Below are 16,609 nucleotides of genomic sequence, written 5' to 3' on the forward strand. Positions count from 1 at the left end.
CCCATAATTATTTTAATGTTAATGCGAAGAATTATCATTTGCATTTATATTATTATTTGATTTAATACCTACCGTCATATATATGCGAAATAATAATTTCTTAATCAATAGTATCGTTAATATCTTTAATAAAAATGGAGTATTTCGATGAAAAAGTTAACTATTATCGCCCTAGCATTCGCCACGAGTGGGGTCACTTTTGCCGCTTCTGCTGAGATCGGCTTTGACCAAAGCCAGCCTTTCAACCCAAATGAACCTTCCGTGCGCGTTGGTAAAACAGAAGGGACAAATGGTGGCCATGGTGGCGCTATCGGAGATCCCGGTATTGGTGTGCAAACTGTATATGGTGGAAAAATAATTTCATTCTCAGGCCTAACAAAAATGGCACCAAAAAAACAGGGAAATGAAGCGCATGTGATTTCCATGCCGAATGGCCCTGGTTCACATGACAAAATGGGCGTATTTAACTTTGCCAAAGTCGCGGATGCTGAGGTGTATTTCGGTGAATGGTCATCGACAGGGCAAGTTAATGACGCCACACACACGGCTTACTACTCAGGTAAAGACATCACCACCAATATGCCAACAGCGGGCACTGCGGAATACTCTGTTAAAGGAATAAGCCAATATAACGGAGGTGCAATGGCCGCAGGTACCCTGACAGCTAACTTTGGTACTAAATCTTTAGCAGGGAATATTGGTGCGACGAACATTGATGCCACCATTAAAAATAATGCTACCTTCGCAGGAGATGCGACACTTAATGGCGCATTAGGTGAAACCCGCGGGCACTTTTTTGGCGACCAAGCTAAACATATTGCTGGGGTAACTGAATTCAGCGACCACAGTAAAGATATGGCCTTTGGGGGAAGCCGTGGGAATATTTCCCAGTAATCCGTAAATCAATCTCGGTGACCACAACAAAGCATCACACATTGCTGGTCACCGCCCTTTATTACCGAAGCTAACCCTATGCAATATCTTTTATTAACCCTTGCCATCATGGTTACAATGGTCGCGCCCTCTGCATTTTCAACCAGTCTGGATACAGACCGTGAACAGTTGTTATGGCAAAAAGATAAACAAAATTATCGTGATAAAAGTGCAGTTGTCCCCCATAAAGACCAATTGCTACTCCCAGATGACCTATCAATCAAACTAAATGGGGAAAACTATACCCTAAAAAATAACGCTCAAGATTTAGGCCAGGCGATTTATTTGGCAATCAACCATCGGCAATTTCAAGACGTACAACGCTTATTGCCTCGCTACCAGCAGCTAACTGATGCGGACCCATTACTTATTTTATTTGCAAAAGCAGAAATCGCTAAAACGCAAAACCATTACCCTGAAGCAATTGCCCACTACCAACAAATACTGGCACTGTCACCAAAGTTTCTTCGCATTAAGTTGGAACTTGCCCGAGCTTATTTTGACGATAATCAAAATAAGGAGTCTTTGGCTTTATTCCAAAACTTAATCAACGATGAAACACTTGCATTACCTGCCAGTGTAAAGCAGACCATCCAACAATTTATTAGCGCTATCGAAAACCGCACAGCTTGGAGCGGGAGTCTCTCTTTCGGATATAAAAATAACAGTAATATTAACCAAGTCCCTGATAAAAATAAAATTTGGGAAGTACCAGGTGGCACATTAAAAATGGACAACCCCATCGCGTCGTCAGGGCTCACCTATGACGCGAGCCTGAGTAAAATAATTCCTATCTCTGGCCATCATTCGCTGCAAATCAAGGGGACATCATATGGCGACCGCTATCCTCACTATGCCGAATTTAGTGAGAATACCACCTCTTTAGCTGCTTTATACCGTTTTAATGATGCGAATACCACTGTCGCCGTTGGCCCATTAGTTGAATTAAAAACAGTCAATGAAAAGCGTCGTTATTTAGGGATAGGTGGCAAAATTGAAGCTGATTATCAATTCAGCCCAAACATGATCCTCAGTATGTCCGCGGATCACCAACAGCTTCATTACCAAAAACCGTATGACAGTGCCGATGGTAATCGAAGTAGCCTACACCTAACGGGTGTCTATGGAATCACCCCAGATACCTCCCTATTTTTGGGAGCTGACGCGACGCGTCTCACCACAGAAGTTCGTAGTGATGATTATGACCAGTTGGGTGTCCGAGGCGGCTTCTATACCGTGATTACACCTGATGTGCATTTATTAGCACTAGCCACCTATCGAGAAAGCCAATTTCAAGCCTTCAATTACCTCCTGAATGTGAAACGCCATGATCGTGAAGCGATGTACTTTGCGCGGCTCAATTTTCCAAATTATTCATTTTTCACATTTACGCCTTATACCAGTTATCGCTTTCGTGACAATCGCAGTTCCGCAGATGGAATTTACTCCTATCACCAGCACGAAATTTCTATTGGGTTAGAAACCCGTTTTTAAGCGTTATGGCACAGAGAAAAACACTATGTATAAATACAAATTAACACCTATTACTACTGCAATTATTACTGCCCTTTTTATTCCATCGATTGCTTTAGGGGAAAAAGAAGAACACATCGGTACCATTACTGTCCAAGATTCCGCAAAAACTATCAAAGAGCGTGATCAACAAGGCTACGATGACCAATATGATGCAAAAGGCTCTAAAATTTATTTAGGAAAAGACCTTGTTGAGCGTTATAAAGGTACCAGTACCGCGGATGTGCTCAATAGCGCAGTTGGCGTCTATAGCGGTGACGCAAGAAACAGTGGTGCGTTAGACCCAAATATTCGAGGGATCCAAGGACAAGAGCGTGTTCCTGTTACGGTTGACGGCACAGAGCAATCACTAACAGTTTACCGGGGTTACAATGGGGCAAATAACCGTAATTATGTGGACCCAAACCTCATTAGTAGTATTGAGATTGAAAAAAGTGGTTCTCTTGCTGGTGATATAAAAACCTCTGTTGGTGGTGGGATAGCCATCAGAACCCTAGGAATAGATGACGTTGTCGCTCCAGATGAAAAGTTTGGTGTCAGCTTAAAATTAGAAACCAGCAGTAATTCAACTCGTGAACGTATTCCTCACTATGGTTATGGCGAAGATTACCGAGATCACCCAGAGATTTATAAAGATAATAACTCCGTATTCTCCGATCCTGTCGTCCACATCACACCGAAATCCCGAGGAAATGCACAATTTTTCAATTTTAAAGATAATGGCGGAAGAATAGCGGTTGGGACTCGACAAGAAAAATTCGATTTAATGGCTGCCTATGCCTATCGCCGCCAAGGCAACTATTTTGCAGGGAAAAATGGCGCTCACCGTTATAAAGAATCCGTTCAACTAAATGAACAACAAACAGTACAGCAACAACTTGGCCCAGATCCTTACTTACCTTTTGCTGCGAATGTATTTCTCCCCGGAAAAGAAGTGACTAATACCTCTAATGAGCTGGAATCTTATTTAGTTAAAACCAATTTATATCTCACTGAAAACCAAACACTACACCTTGGCTTTCGCCGGAGTGAAAGTACCTATGGTGAAATTATGCCCTCACGTTTAGGATTTGCTGAGCTTGAAGGTAAACAAGTGCTACCACAATGGCCGTTGGCTCACTTTACAGTCAATGCCTATAATGCCGAATACAAATGGAAACCCGAAGATAACCAATGGATTGACCTAAATGCGAATATCTGGATGACGCATTCCGTAGGAGATACCAATACCTCTGGCGGCTACCCTCGAGAGCCCAAAGAGCGTGACTGGGCCTTTGAGTATGGCTATGGCGATGGCAAAGATCCTAACATTGATGGCACGTTAATTAATACCGCAGCAACTAATTCTGAAAATGATCGCATTGGATTTAATTTACGCAATACCATGGCGCTCACCCCCGTTCTTGATTTAACCATTCGCGGTTCAATGCTCAAAGAAAAATTAGACTCAAATGACGTTCCACCATCGCAAACTGCTAGCCCGTTTATTGCCCTTCCACGTAAAGGCCATCGGCAAGAAACCAGTATTGCCTTTAACTTTAACTATCGCCCAACGAGTTGGTTGGAGTTGGATGCGGGAGCAAAATATATTGATGGCTGGACAGAAGATGATTACTTAAAAGAGCAAATGCGCAATCGAACCAAAGGTTTTCAAAACCCTGATGAACGACTTGCTAAACAGATCAATTACAACCGAATTTTAACCCAAGATGAATATAATAAGGCTATTGAAAATGGCTACCAACCCTTCAATGGTGGCTATAGGAACAAACAAATCTTACTCAAAACGATAGGGCTTGATGACACGAATTATACTGTTTTCATCACCAAGAGAAATAGCTCTCAACATCCAGAAGAAAATGGCGTTTTAGATGTCAATTTCCGCACGGAATGGAAATCAGATAAAGACGGGCGCTATACGACAAAAACGAACCCTTTCCATAACGGAACTTTTGACTCTCAAGCACGCGCTGTCGACCCAGTAACGGGTAAAGAAGTTTACGTCTATGGGGCAAGTTATTCGCATCCTTCAGATGATATCGAGCGAAAGCTCACTGAAGAAGAAAAATGGAAATTCTCAGGCAAACAAAAAAGCCATGGCTGGGCGCCTGCTTTTGGTGCCAATATTTGGTTGTCTGATAACGACCGCGTTTATGCGCGCTACATCGAAACAGTACGCTTGCCAAGTATTTTCGAAAATAGCATTGGGTTTGCTGGGGAAAGTGAAGCTCGCAAAGAGAAAATGTTATTCAAACCCGAACGTGCGAAAACCATAGAATTTGGCTATTCCCGTAATTTACAAGGGTTACTCGGTGCTGAACGTCACGCTGATGTGAAAATAGGCTATTACCATACTGTCATCGAAAATGCATTTGACCGTGATGGACGTCTTAATTTTGTTCAAGTAAAAGAGCATAAAACCGCGGGGATTGAAGCTTTGGCCCGCTACGATAATGGTGGGGTATTTATGGATATTGGTGTTGATTACCGCCTCAAAAATGAAGTTTGTGATGACTCCGCACCCGCTAATTTGGATCCAACTAACCGCTATAATATCTCTCAATGCACCACCGCAGGTTTCCCCGGTGGCTTTTTACGCACACAATTACAGCCTAAATATGCGATTAACTCTAACCTCGGCATGCGTTTTATGGATGAAACTCTCGAGGTGGGAACACGCTTACGTTATACCAGCAGCGTGCAAAATAAAGATGAACGGAAATTAATGCAGCAATTCCCAGGGAGTTATTCAATGGCAAATAATAGCCCAATGCACTGGACCCCGACCTTTACAGCAGATGCCTATGCCAGTTACCAAATTGATAAAAACATCAATGTCGAATTCTTAGTAACCAACTTAACTGATCGTTATTATATCGACCCACTAACACGCAGTATGATGCCAGCTCCAGGCCGCACACTACGCTTAGGATTAAATGCACAATTTTAGATAAATGCTGTTGATTTACCCACTATAAATATCCGCTGCTAACCTTAAGTAGGAGCGGATATTCATCACTTCAGTATCAGAAAAATAACCGCATAATGGTTTCGTCGAATTCATCTTGGTCAACAACTGCAAAACCAAACTGCTCAAAGAATGGTTTCATCATGTCATTGCCTTCAACATAACAAATTGATACGGACTTATATTTGCCCAAATTTTTAATTTCTTCCAGAACTAGCGGAATAGCCTGAGAACCAAAGCCTTTTCGTTGATGCTTTATATCAATCATCAATTGGTCAATAAACACTTCTTCTGGCCAACCATTTTCATGGTTTGAATAATATTGAACAAAGCCAACAGGCTCATCATCAACATAAATCCCTCGATTAATATAATGATCAAAAAATTTTGAGGCTGCGATTGACTCTGAGTTAAGAGCAACAAAGTCTTCCTGCTCTTTGGTTATCTCGAGGCAGATGATATCCACCCAATTGTCTTTGGTGATATCTTTTAGGGTAATAATCATAAACACCTTGCTTTAGAATTTACCAATTACAATACCGTTGTGATAAAAAGATGGCTAAACATAAATTTAGCAATAAATACTTTTTTGTTCGCGCCATTCGTGCCTTTGTATTTTTCAAGACGCAATAAACAAATAGCAGTCGATATGTTACGGATAACATTAATATCAGCATTTAGACTAAAATAAAATTTCGACTCATTTATTGCTTTCTAATTAATGAATATTCAAAATTGGGATCCAAGTCAAATATCACAGCCAAATACAATATTATTGTAATTTATCAAATTTTTTTGAAGAAACCTTAAAAAAACAAATTGGTTTATTAAACTAATAATCAGACTCAAATCAGGTAAAAGAAAAAACAAAAGATAGAATCACAATAATAAACTCCAATAAAATCTAAATTTTCATCATTATACAAACTCAATAAAAATAAAACCTTTTCATATAAAAATACATAAAACCTGAACAACCTCACATTTATTAGGTATTTGATAACTCTTCGCATTAATGCATCTAAAAATCAAAATCACTTATGAAATAACATGTTAAAAACTTAATAAAATATTGTATCACACTGAAAAGTAACAATATTTTTAATATTAAAATGCAAGAGAAATTCAATAAGCACATTTTTATTAATTAATTTTAATTAATTGATTTTAACCATGCCTTTTAGGCATGGCTAAGAGACTTTCGGAATATTGTCAAGAAAATAGTTTCATGGATAGTATGAATACGAAAATGATGCATTTTTATTATAAATATATACGAATAACTCTTAAAAACATTTCCAATGAAAGGTAACACTATGGGTATATTAAAAGATAGTAAGTTGCTTTTGGTTAGCTTACTTATCATTCTTCTTTCGGAAGCTATAGGGCAAATTAAAATCAGTTTAGTTATGGTTTTTCCAATGCTTTATTCCATGTTGATGGGTGGTATTATCAGTTTTCCAAAATTCAAAATCCTCAGCGAAAAAAACATGGCACACGCAAGCTCTATAATGAGTGTCGCGTTAGTTATCTTAATTGCAAAATTAAGCACCTCCGTTGGTGCATCTTGGGAAAAAATTATTCAAGCCGGTGGTGCATTAATCCTGCAAGAAATCGGTCACTTTATCGGTACCATTTTACTCGGTTTACCCCTTGCCATTATGTTAGGTATGGGCCGTGAAGCCGTTGGTGCAACTTACTCTATTGGTCGTGAACCCAATATCGCCATTATCGAAGCCAAATATGGTTTAAGTTCACCAGAAGGCCGTGGCGTTATGGCAATGTATATTTGCGGAACACTATACGGAGCCGTTTGGATGGGCATCATCGCCAGTGTTATCGCAGGACTCGATATTATGAGCCCTCTCGCTTTAGCAATGGGAGCCGGGGTCGGAAGTGGTTCGATGCTAGCTGCGTCAGTCGCACCATTATTGGAGCTTTATCCTGAACATGCTGCGGATATTCAAGCATTCTCATCCTCCGCAAACTTGATGTCTTCAGTATTAGGTCTGTACATCTATATTTTCTTCTCCTTACCGTTTGCCTCTTTCTTATACAACAAACTCAAAAGAAAACGTGCAACAGCATCAGCAGATACAGAATAAGGATATAAGATCATGAAAAAGATGGCAGAAATTGCAATAATCATCGTGTTAGTCATCATCTTCACTTCACTGGGTGATGCTCTCGGAGGCTCAATTTATGGCCGCGGCAGCTTTGGCGCAGTCTTTAGCGACTCACTTATCGCCATGGCATTATTAGGGGGTATGTCATTTGTGGCATACTTAATTGCACAGATCCCACCATTAGGTAAGTTACCTGTGATTTTCTGGGTATCTTTAATTGCTGCAGGTCTGTGTTCACCATTATTCCCTTACGATAAAGAAATGATCGCAATGACAGGTAAAATTTCACTCGCTGTCATCAGTACGACAGTTCTGGCATTTGCCGGTCTTTCACTCGGTAAAGATATTGATAAATTTAAAGCCATTTCATGGCGGATCATCCCAGTTTCACTGGCGGTCTTTACGGGAACTTTCTTATTCGCTGCACTTATTGGTCAAGTGACACTTTCATGGAGCGGCGTTATCTAACCAGAGGAAATATTTACCATGACAATGACCAAAGACCAATTGAAAGCCATCGTCTGCGAAACAATTGCATCCCATAAAGGGGATATCAAAAAATTAGCAGAAGATATTTGGGCAGAGCCAGAGCTAGGCTACAAAGAAACGAAAACAGCAAAAAAAGTGGAAGCCGCATTTTCTGCATTAGGCGTTAATTACCGAAACCAACTCGCATTAACAGGGGTTAAGGCTCGTCTAAAAGGTGGAAAAGGTAGCAAATATAGCATTGCTGTGATTGGTGAGCTCGACGCGATTATTTGTGCTGAACACCCAGAGGCCGATGATTTAACGAGTGCAGCCCATTGCTGTGGGCACAATGCGCAAATAGCCAATATGATGGCTGTGACTATTGGTCTGGTTAAGTCAGGTGCTATGCAATACCTCGCGGGAGACGTCGTTCCTTTCGCCGTTCCCGCTGAGGAATATGTTGAACTGGCTTATCGTAATAAACTGATTGAACAAGGAAAAATTAGTTATATCGGCGGTAAGCCAGAGCTGATATCCCTTGGCGAATTTGATGATGTCGATATGGCAATGCAAATTCATTTAACCAGCGTCAAACCTGAGCGTGATACTGGTTTTATTGAAATGTCGACCACCACCAATGGGTTTATTGGCAAGTTGATTAATTACAAAGGGACTGCATCCCATGCAGCGGCAGCACCTCACTTGGGTGTCAATGCCCTCAATGCCGCAATGATGGGGATCATGGGAGTAAATGCTATTCGCGAAACTTTCCAAGAAAAAGATTACATTCGTTTCCATCCGATCATCACGCAAGGCGGTGATTTGGTCAATGTCACCCCAAGTGATGTCCGTATGGAAAGTTATGTTCGAGCGTCAAATGTCCCAGCAATGATTGATGCGAATGAACGTATTACTCGCGCACTTGTTGCTGGCGCAATGTCTGTTGGTGCAGAGGTAGAAGTTAAAGATTTACCGGGTTACCTTCCATTATATAACAACGATACATTGAACAGTTTATTGCAACAAAATGCCCACAGCTTGATTGGCGAAGAAAATGTTTGGATTGCTGGGCACATGACTGGAAGCACGGATACAGGGGACTTATCACATATTATGCCAGTGAGTCACCCATGGATTGGTGCAATTCGTGGTGGGTTGCATGGTAAAGATTACGTTGTTTTTGATGATGATATGGCCTATATCCGCCCTGCTCAAATGATGGCAATGGCAATTATTGACCTGTTATTTGATGATGCGTCCCAAGCTAATGAGATGTTAGCTGATTACACCCCATTAATGAGCAAAGAGGAATACCTCTCATTTATTGGCTCTTTTAAGAACTAATTATTAAAACATTCCCCTTATTGCTATGTTCATTATAATAAGGGGAATATGATTTTTAGCTTTTATCCCACTTTTAAAATTTTTTCTTCGCATTAATTTAATTTCTTTTTACATTCGCCATCTCATTTAAAACAATTCCTAAAATCATGCCTCTCCCCCCTACTTTAAATAAAAAATTTAACTTAAATCCCACTCATGCTCACTTTAAAATACAAGTATTCCCAACATTAAAAACACAACCATAACCTATTGATATAGATAGACTTAATAAGCTAAACACTCTTTATATTATTGTTTTAATAAATTACCATCCTTATTATTCATGAGCCATGCAATACTGATATGATATAAATACGATCTCCGTCACGCTCACTTTTTTAATATCCACGTTAAAATTCACTCTATAAATTGATAGATAAAGAATAACGAGTAGAAGTAGAAATCATCCTATTTCTGAATCTAATTTTTAAAATACACATAAATTAAATGAGCGCGCTGTTCATTATTCCATGCTCACACCAGGGGCCCTTTAACAGCATTAAAAATGCTTTCTGTATACGGGATAAAACGTAATGACCAACAAATACAATATCAGTGAAAAGCTCTTTGCTTTAGAAACGTTTAGCAAAAAAACACGTCAGGATTTACATAAAATCCCTGAATTGTCTGGGCAAGAATTCAAAACCTCACAATATTGCCGTGAATTGATGGAAAGCTTTGGCTATAACATTCGTTTATTTGAAGGCTACACAGGCTTTACCGCTGATTTGATTGTCGACCCAACCAAGCGCTTAATTGCCTATCGTACCGACATCGATGGCCTTGAAATGCCTGATTTAACGTGCAATGAACACAGTTCTGTCCATGAGGGTTGCGCTCATAACTGTGGCCATGATACCCACATGACCATCGCCTTAACAGCAGCTAAATACCTCAGTGAGAACCGTTCTGAACTCACCCATAACGTCCGTTTTATCTTCCAGATGGCTGAAGAAGATATGCGCGTACCAGGTGCTAACAAAATGGTCGAAATGGGCTGTATGGAAGGCGTTGACGAGGTTTACGGTCTACACAATGATGCGGCCTTTGAAACGGGTTATATTAAATTCAATTCAGGGGTTATGTCCTCTTATGGCTCAGCGTGGACACTAGATGTCCACGGTGTTTCTGCTCACGGCTCAACCCCTCATAAAGGGCTAGATGCTATCCGCGAAGCAACGCGTATCATCGATTATATGGATTACATTGTTGCCAAAAAAACCGATCCTTTCAGCCCTGCCGTATTTGGTTGTGGCATGATTAACGGGGGAACCATCCCAAATGCGCTGGCAGATCATGTTCAGGCACGCGGAACCATCCGTTCAATGGATGAAGAAACGGACAAAATATTAAAAGCCAGCTTCAATGAAATTGTGGCTCGTAGTGAAGCCGGCGGGTTTAAAACAACACTGGAAGCCAGCGGGTATCCTGCTGTTGTCAACCACCCACAAGCAGCCAAAGTCATTTATGATGCCGCAGCCGCCTTTTTACCAATTGAGCATATTGATTCAAATGGTAAGCCAATGACTGGAAGTGAAGATTTCAGTTATATGATCAATGCCACTGAAGGTAAACTCGGTGCCATGTACTTTTTAGGAAGTGGTAATCAAGCAAAAGGGATTAATAATTACTTACATGCAAACCCTTATTTTGTTGATGACGACTGTTTGCTGATTGGCGCTCAAATTTTTATTAATATTGCCACTCGTTAGAATAAATATAATACACACAGTAATACTAAAGCCGAGTAAATCTCCTATTACTCGGCTTTTTTCTTAATCATCCGCAGATAAGTCATAGCTCAGGCAATTCTCTATATAACCTATCTTTCTCACTTTGTTCTGTAGGTACCCATTGGTTCGGTTGATGAATATAATTCAAATCAAGGTGAGGTGCGTAATGAGAGATAAAATCATACATATAATCTTTTAGGTGCATGTGCCGATTAATGCAAACATGTGTATAACTTGGCTTGACTAAGTGGCTAATATCAATACAGCGTAATGCCTCACTATCTTCCTCTGGGTCAAAAGCTACGGTTGAAATAATACCGACCCCAGCACCGCGTTTTACATAGTATTTAATAATTTCAGTATCTACGGCAGTTAAAACAACATTTGGCGTTAATTTATGTTGATAAAAGACTTGGTCGAGCTTCGAATGCCCTGTAAAACCAAATACATAGGTAATTAGTGGGTAGCCCGCAAGGTCTTCAATCCTAAGCTGTTCACATTGAGCCAATGGGTGGTCATGTGGAACAATAATACTGCGAGACCATTGATAACAAGGCATTACCAATAAATCATCATAAAGATGCATCGACTCGGTCGCAATGGCAAAGTCCACATCGCCATTATTCACCATCTCTGCAATTTGAGCTGGCGCACCTTGGTGAAAATGCAAAGAGATATTAGGGTAACGTGCGTTAAAACGCTCAATCACTTGCGGTAATTTATAACGGATCTGGGTATGGGTTGTTGCAATATGCAAGTTCTGTTTTATCGTCGTATCTTCATGAGAAACAATACTTTTTATTTTATCGAACTGTGCAAGAATATCACACGCGACATGATGAACTTTTTCGCCAATCGGGCTCAGAGACAATAAGTTATTATTTTTCCGATTGAATAATGAAACGTTCAGCTCATCTTCCAATATTTTAAGTTGCTTACTCACCGTTGGCTGAGAGGTATACAGTTTTTCAGCCGCATTAGTGATATTGAAATCACTTTTGACCACTTCAACAAAGCTTTTAAGCTGACTAATGTTCATTGCTGGGGTATCCAATGTAAAATGGACTAAAAATAAGATTTAAAAACTATAGCTGTAGTACAGTATTTTTGTTCGCTTATTATACCATAAGCAACCGTCCAGCTAGAAGCATCCTTTTAGCATTGCTGAGCTCGCATTTACATTTTTCACAAGATCCCCAAATAATACCGTTTTTATTTTCCCCATAGAAACAGAATACCGCTATCACCATAGCAGTATATGTAAACTGAACATACTTTTTATAAAACAGACAGATATTAAAAATAAGTATAGAGAAAATTAGTCATTGGTATAGCCATCTTCTTTGATGCCTTCATCAAATATAAAAATGATTATGTCTACATATAATTATTTTTAATAGCTTCTCTTTTAAGAAGCTATTAATTTTAATATTCTGCTTATAATGGGTAGCTCATATCAGCCTCACGCCCCAAAAAGTAATTTAAATCACACTCCAGTATATTTGCAAATATACATAAACGATAAATAGTGAAATTCTGTGTTCCTCTTTCATAGCGTGAAATTTGTTGTTGGCTCAAGCCTGATTTTTTCCCTAGTGTACTCGCAGACCAACCGAAAAGAAGACGGCGTTTACGAACCTGCTGCCCAATAAAACTATTAGAAATTTCAGTGTTATATACGTTCATACGTACTGTCCTAATTATAATGACACTATTATTTTTAGTGTTGTAGCCTTAAAATTTAACGCCCTGACATGCTATAAAAAAGCGTATTCGAGATTTACAACCTCAAATAAACTTATATTTCTCAAATAAAAACAAATCATAAACTCATATAATAAAAGTTATTAAACCATTACTATCAATTTAATTAATAAACTATTATGTTTTATATTAAAATTAACGATAATTAACACTAAACTCTGCATTTACATTCACTTTACCGTTAGTGATATCACTCGTCTTAATTAATGCACCATTATAAGTTAATAATTGTTCACTACTTGATGAATTGAAACGCCATGTCACCACTTTGCCTGAAGGGTTCTGAATTTCACCATTTGTGGACTTAATACGCAGTGCTATTCCTTTCGCTGAATCTTGGCTCGTGGAATCTAATGCAAAATAATCCGCATTAAAACTATCTGGAGTACCACTCATCGAAACATCAGCAACGGCGGCTGACTCACAATTTTGTAGTTTAATCGTAAATGGTTTCTCAGCTACAACACTTCCAGAAGGATAACTCACCGGCACATTGACCTTTTTAAAATCAACAGTCTGATCTTTTGATCCGGTATCAACCTCGCATCCCATTAATTTTATTTTGCCTTTAATCTGAACAGAAGCATCCAAAGCCAGTGCTCCTGATGAAACGAAGCTTATACCTGCGACTAAAACAGTTCTCCTAAATAAACGGCTTATGTTCATCCTCTCTCTCCCATATTAAATAACTATTATTTATTGATACCCAATACTGATATCAATACTCGCTTGTGCGAGACCACCGTCAACATTCCCTGTTTTATACAAAGTGGCTTCATAATCTAATGGCTGTGCCGTCGATGACCACTCAACAACTGTGCCATCGGGTTTTTGCTTTTTATTTTTATCCCCTTTTACGTTCACACCATAAACCAACCCTTGCGCACTGCCGGTGCCACTATTAATTGCAAAGTATTCAGGAAAGCCGGTATCAGCCTTACCAGACATACTCACGGAAACTTTATTAATTGTTCCCGCACAATTAGATAGTTTTAATGAAAATGGTTGAGTGACCAAGCCAGAAAGACCTGTTCCACTTTTTGTCGTTGTTACTGTTTTAAAATCGATTTCTTGATTCTTACCACTATTTCCAAATTCAACATCACATCCCGTAACGATTGCATTTCCAGTAAAATTTAACGATAAATCACTAGCCGATGAAAATAGAGGGCATAGCGAAAAAACCATGCCAAAAATATAGCAATACCTGTACGAATATAATTTCATAATCAGTCCAAATAATAATCGCAGATCAAAACTAACGAATAATGATGCTAGTTCTTGAATTAATCATTGCCTTATAACATGCATATAAATTATTGAATCACTTCTACAACAAAAATAGATAAACTAAACTTTCTTTGTCGTTTTAAGAAAATAAAACGACAATGTTATCAGTTATTTTAAATATCTATAAAACCATTCAATATATTAGTATTTTATTTATATGCTACGCTAACTTCGGCAACTGAACGAACATCTCCCCCGGTTATCGCATCTAACGTTTTAACTAATTCAGCACGATAAGGTAAAGTCACGCTAGCCCCTGAAAGGCTTCCCCAAACAACCGTGTCACCGACTGGCTTCTGGACTTTTTCTCCACCGGTTGTCTTTGCAATAATTTTAACGCCTACGCCTTTAGACATGTTTGCACCTTTATCAATCGCAAACAGCTCTCCACCAGCCATATCAGTATCAGCAGTACCTTTCATTGAAACATCAATACCTTTTAAATCTGCACAATTCTGAAATTGCAGATTAAAATCCTTTTTAGCTATTGAGCTTCCTTTAACCGCATTTTTAACTACAGTAACATCCGAAAAATCAACTAATTGGTCTTTGCCTGTGCCTGTTGAAATATCACAACCCGCCAACTTTATTGTTGCTTTCAATGTTAATGTTGCATCAGCCGCTTGTGCGCCTGAAATTAAAGCAATACCCGTCATAGCGCCCATTAGCACTAATAGAAAATTTTTCTTCATTTATATAGCCCTTAATTCAATATTATTAGTAATAATATTTTTAATATGGATACTCTATTAATTATATTTTACAGTGACATTTACAAGCCCAGTAATTGCCCCCGCAGTTACTACACCTGTTTTATATAATGTCGCTTTAAAAGGAATATTATTCGCTGTTGCTGTTCTTGCCCATAAAACCTCTTTCCCTGGTGACTGGACCGTTTTTGCCGTATCTGTTCCTTTAATACCAACCGCTAAACCACCAGCTTTACCAGCCCCCTCATCAATAGAATAGTAATCAGCAAAGCCCGTCACAGCTTTGGTTGTATCCATGACTAAACTAATATTTTTGAGGTTCGCACAACTAGTGAAATCTAAAGAAAAATCCACATCTTTTAAGGCTGAACTCCCTGTTCCCCCAGCTGTGGCTTTAGCTAAATCCACAGTACCAAAAGCGATCGCTTTTGTTTTACTACTCGCTGAAATATCGCATCCTGTTACAACAACATTTCCACTAAAATTCAACGTAATATCTGCTGCTTGTGCTGCACCACTGACTGCAATCAATAATGATAAAGCACCTACTTTTTTCATTGTTGACCACGGGAAATTACGACTACGCTCCATTGCCTTACTCATGGTAGTTATCTCCATTAATTTATATTATCTAAAGTCTAAACGCACAGTTACAATTGATGAATACTTACCAACCGTAGGGGCTAGACCAGTACTACTGAAAGGGTAGGTTTTGATTGTTACCGAACCATTTTGATTAGCATCTAATTGCAAAGGGAGTTTCCCTGTAGTCGGTGTTAAGCGACCATTAGGCCCTTCTATTGCAATAGCAATATCTTTATTATCCGTACTAAAGCCATCAGTAGTGCTATTTGGGTCAGCAGTGCCAATAAAGCGTACATCTAAGTCTGCATAAGCGTCCATATTCACACACTTTATGCTTAATGTTTTAGATTGCGGTACTACACCAGCGGGCATTACTCCTTTACCTGCTGCGACGAAATTTCGCTGAGGAATATCATTGAAAGGAATCGATATACTCTGGCCTGCATTAATCTCACATGCTTGTGGAGCAGTGACGTTCACATATAAGCTAACGCTGGCAATATTCGAGCCTGGCCAGCTATGATATAAAGATGCGAAAAAAATATAAAGATTCGGATAATTGATTACAGTATTACCAACAAATGGCTTCTTTACGTAAATATCCAATTCCCCTTTGGAGCCAGTGGTTATATTTTCTATAAGCTTCCCATTCGGAGGGCAAACCTCCTTGGTATTATTAGAGATGGGACCAAAAGGTATCTCCAGTATTCTCGAATCATTAATCGTTTGGTCCCAAAGACTTGCTTTCACACGAACATCCAGATACTCGCTAAGACTATACCACCCCGTAGCATGTCCCGGCGGCATCCTTTTAGTCTCAAACTCAGCCCAATAATAGGTGCCAGGTATATTATCTCCAGGAGAGCACTCACACTCTATTTGATAACCAGAGTTCTCACTCCAAGACCCTAATTTTAGAACCTCTCCGCCAACCTTATTAAACGCCGCATCTATATGGGCTGTTAAATTAGCGTTATAAGTTTTTACTGGGCCGACGGGTTTGCATGGTCCTCTGGCAAGAGCCATATCAGATAAAATGAGTAAAGTGGCACCGACCGCTCCGGGAATAAATAAAGATTTTATTATGCGCATATTTATTTTTGATTTCATTATCTC

Annotated in this window: 15 protein-coding genes; 7 read left to right on the top strand and 8 right to left on the bottom strand. The window is 39.3% G+C overall.

Annotation, left to right across the window (positions count from 1 at the left end):
- The first annotated feature begins 147 nt into the window (after window positions 1-147).
- From PR800_RS14995 to PR800_RS15005, 3 genes are all read left to right on the top strand, one after another.
- Complete coding sequence (locus PR800_RS14995; RefSeq protein WP_206275941.1) at window positions 148-894, top strand: Slam-dependent surface lipoprotein; 747 nt, start codon at window positions 148-150, stop codon at window positions 892-894.
- Window positions 895-972: 78 nt separating this feature from the next.
- The gene (locus tag PR800_RS15000; protein WP_102140016.1) at window positions 973-2,427 is read left to right on the top strand and encodes a porin family protein; all 1,455 of its coding nucleotides are present in this window, start codon (window positions 973-975) and stop codon (window positions 2,425-2,427) included.
- Between the two features lie 25 nt (window positions 2,428-2,452).
- Window positions 2,453-5,416 carry a TonB-dependent receptor plug domain-containing protein gene (locus PR800_RS15005; protein ID WP_272531105.1) on the top strand — a complete coding sequence of 988 codons (2,964 nt, stop codon included), beginning with the start codon at window positions 2,453-2,455 and terminating at the stop codon, window positions 5,414-5,416.
- A 76-nt stretch (window positions 5,417-5,492) separates the two neighbouring features.
- On the opposite strand, the gene PR800_RS15010 is transcribed toward PR800_RS15005, so the two are convergent.
- A complete protein-coding gene (locus PR800_RS15010) occupies window positions 5,493-5,939 on the bottom strand; it encodes a GNAT family N-acetyltransferase (RefSeq protein ID WP_166265558.1) in 447 nt (148 codons plus the stop codon).
- Window positions 5,940-6,750: 811 nt separating this feature from the next.
- Here PR800_RS15010 and PR800_RS15015 point away from each other — a divergent pair.
- From PR800_RS15015 to PR800_RS15030, 4 genes are all read left to right on the top strand, one after another.
- Window positions 6,751-7,539, top strand: a complete 789-nt coding sequence (locus tag PR800_RS15015) for a DUF3100 domain-containing protein (RefSeq protein WP_036958500.1) — start codon at window positions 6,751-6,753, stop codon at window positions 7,537-7,539.
- Between the two features lie 12 nt (window positions 7,540-7,551).
- Window positions 7,552-8,028 carry a hypothetical protein gene (locus PR800_RS15020; protein WP_004262394.1) on the top strand — a complete coding sequence of 159 codons (477 nt, stop codon included), beginning with the start codon at window positions 7,552-7,554 and terminating at the stop codon, window positions 8,026-8,028.
- Between the two features lie 18 nt (window positions 8,029-8,046).
- Window positions 8,047-9,372, top strand: coding sequence for an amidohydrolase (locus PR800_RS15025; RefSeq protein WP_272531106.1), 1,326 nt, complete (start codon window positions 8,047-8,049; stop codon window positions 9,370-9,372).
- Between the two features lie 572 nt (window positions 9,373-9,944).
- Entirely contained in the window at window positions 9,945-11,123 is a 1,179-nt protein-coding gene (locus PR800_RS15030; RefSeq protein ID WP_272531107.1) for a M20 metallopeptidase family protein, read from the top strand.
- An 82-nt stretch (window positions 11,124-11,205) separates the two neighbouring features.
- On the opposite strand, the gene PR800_RS15035 is transcribed toward PR800_RS15030, so the two are convergent.
- The 7 genes from PR800_RS15035 to PR800_RS15065 all read right to left on the bottom strand — a co-directional run bounded on the left by PR800_RS15035 (window position 11,206) and on the right by PR800_RS15065 (window position 16,603).
- Window positions 11,206-12,183 carry a LysR substrate-binding domain-containing protein gene (locus PR800_RS15035; protein WP_102140021.1) on the bottom strand — a complete coding sequence of 326 codons (978 nt, stop codon included), beginning with the start codon at window positions 12,181-12,183 and terminating at the stop codon, window positions 11,206-11,208.
- A gap of 398 nt (window positions 12,184-12,581) precedes the next feature.
- Window positions 12,582-12,830 (bottom strand): helix-turn-helix domain-containing protein, encoded by a 249-nt coding sequence (locus PR800_RS15040; RefSeq protein WP_102140022.1) that lies wholly within the window; start codon window positions 12,828-12,830, stop codon window positions 12,582-12,584.
- Window positions 12,831-13,043: 213 nt separating this feature from the next.
- Window positions 13,044-13,574: a fimbrial protein gene (locus PR800_RS15045; RefSeq protein WP_166265567.1), complete on the bottom strand. Its 531-nt coding sequence runs from the start codon at window positions 13,572-13,574 to the stop codon at window positions 13,044-13,046.
- 30 nt (window positions 13,575-13,604) lie between these two features.
- Entirely contained in the window at window positions 13,605-14,135 is a 531-nt protein-coding gene (locus tag PR800_RS15050) for a fimbrial protein (RefSeq protein ID WP_148241599.1), read from the bottom strand.
- Between the two features lie 212 nt (window positions 14,136-14,347).
- Window positions 14,348-14,890, bottom strand: a complete 543-nt coding sequence (locus PR800_RS15055) for a fimbrial protein (protein ID WP_210848553.1) — start codon at window positions 14,888-14,890, stop codon at window positions 14,348-14,350.
- Between the two features lie 57 nt (window positions 14,891-14,947).
- Window positions 14,948-15,511, bottom strand: coding sequence for a fimbrial protein (locus tag PR800_RS15060; RefSeq protein WP_166265573.1), 564 nt, complete (start codon window positions 15,509-15,511; stop codon window positions 14,948-14,950).
- 24 nt (window positions 15,512-15,535) lie between these two features.
- Entirely contained in the window at window positions 15,536-16,603 is a 1,068-nt protein-coding gene (locus PR800_RS15065; protein WP_206275944.1) for a fimbrial protein, read from the bottom strand.
- Window positions 16,604-16,609 lie beyond the last annotated feature (6 nt).

It is taken from the genome of Providencia sp. PROV205, assembly GCF_028479505.1.
Lineage (GTDB): Bacteria > Pseudomonadota > Gammaproteobacteria > Enterobacterales > Enterobacteriaceae > Providencia > Providencia huaxiensis.

Excerpts from the sequence above, each read along its gene's own strand:
- PR800_RS15020 (WP_004262394.1), top strand. The coding sequence starts at position 7,552 with ATGAAAAAGATGGCAGAAATTGCAATAATCATCGTGTTAGTCATCATC.
- PR800_RS15030 (WP_272531107.1), top strand. The coding sequence starts at position 9,945 with ATGACCAACAAATACAATATCAGTGAAAAGCTCTTTGCTTTAGAAACG.
- PR800_RS15065 (WP_206275944.1), bottom strand. The coding sequence starts at position 16,603 with ATGAAATCAAAAATAAATATGCGCATAATAAAATCTTTATTTATTCCC.
- PR800_RS15005 (WP_272531105.1), top strand. The coding sequence starts at position 2,453 with ATGTATAAATACAAATTAACACCTATTACTACTGCAATTATTACTGCC.
- PR800_RS15035 (WP_102140021.1), bottom strand. The coding sequence starts at position 12,183 with ATGAACATTAGTCAGCTTAAAAGCTTTGTTGAAGTGGTCAAAAGTGAT.
- PR800_RS15060 (WP_166265573.1), bottom strand. The coding sequence starts at position 15,511 with ATGAGTAAGGCAATGGAGCGTAGTCGTAATTTCCCGTGGTCAACAATG.
- PR800_RS15055 (WP_210848553.1), bottom strand. The coding sequence starts at position 14,890 with ATGAAGAAAAATTTTCTATTAGTGCTAATGGGCGCTATGACGGGTATT.
- PR800_RS15000 (WP_102140016.1), top strand. The coding sequence starts at position 973 with ATGCAATATCTTTTATTAACCCTTGCCATCATGGTTACAATGGTCGCG.
- PR800_RS15025 (WP_272531106.1), top strand. The coding sequence starts at position 8,047 with ATGACAATGACCAAAGACCAATTGAAAGCCATCGTCTGCGAAACAATT.
- PR800_RS15010 (WP_166265558.1), bottom strand. The coding sequence starts at position 5,939 with ATGATTATTACCCTAAAAGATATCACCAAAGACAATTGGGTGGATATC.
- PR800_RS15045 (WP_166265567.1), bottom strand. The coding sequence starts at position 13,574 with ATGAACATAAGCCGTTTATTTAGGAGAACTGTTTTAGTCGCAGGTATA.
- PR800_RS15015 (WP_036958500.1), top strand. The coding sequence starts at position 6,751 with ATGGGTATATTAAAAGATAGTAAGTTGCTTTTGGTTAGCTTACTTATC.
- PR800_RS15040 (WP_102140022.1), bottom strand. The coding sequence starts at position 12,830 with ATGAACGTATATAACACTGAAATTTCTAATAGTTTTATTGGGCAGCAG.
- PR800_RS15050 (WP_148241599.1), bottom strand. The coding sequence starts at position 14,135 with ATGAAATTATATTCGTACAGGTATTGCTATATTTTTGGCATGGTTTTT.
- PR800_RS14995 (WP_206275941.1), top strand. The coding sequence starts at position 148 with ATGAAAAAGTTAACTATTATCGCCCTAGCATTCGCCACGAGTGGGGTC.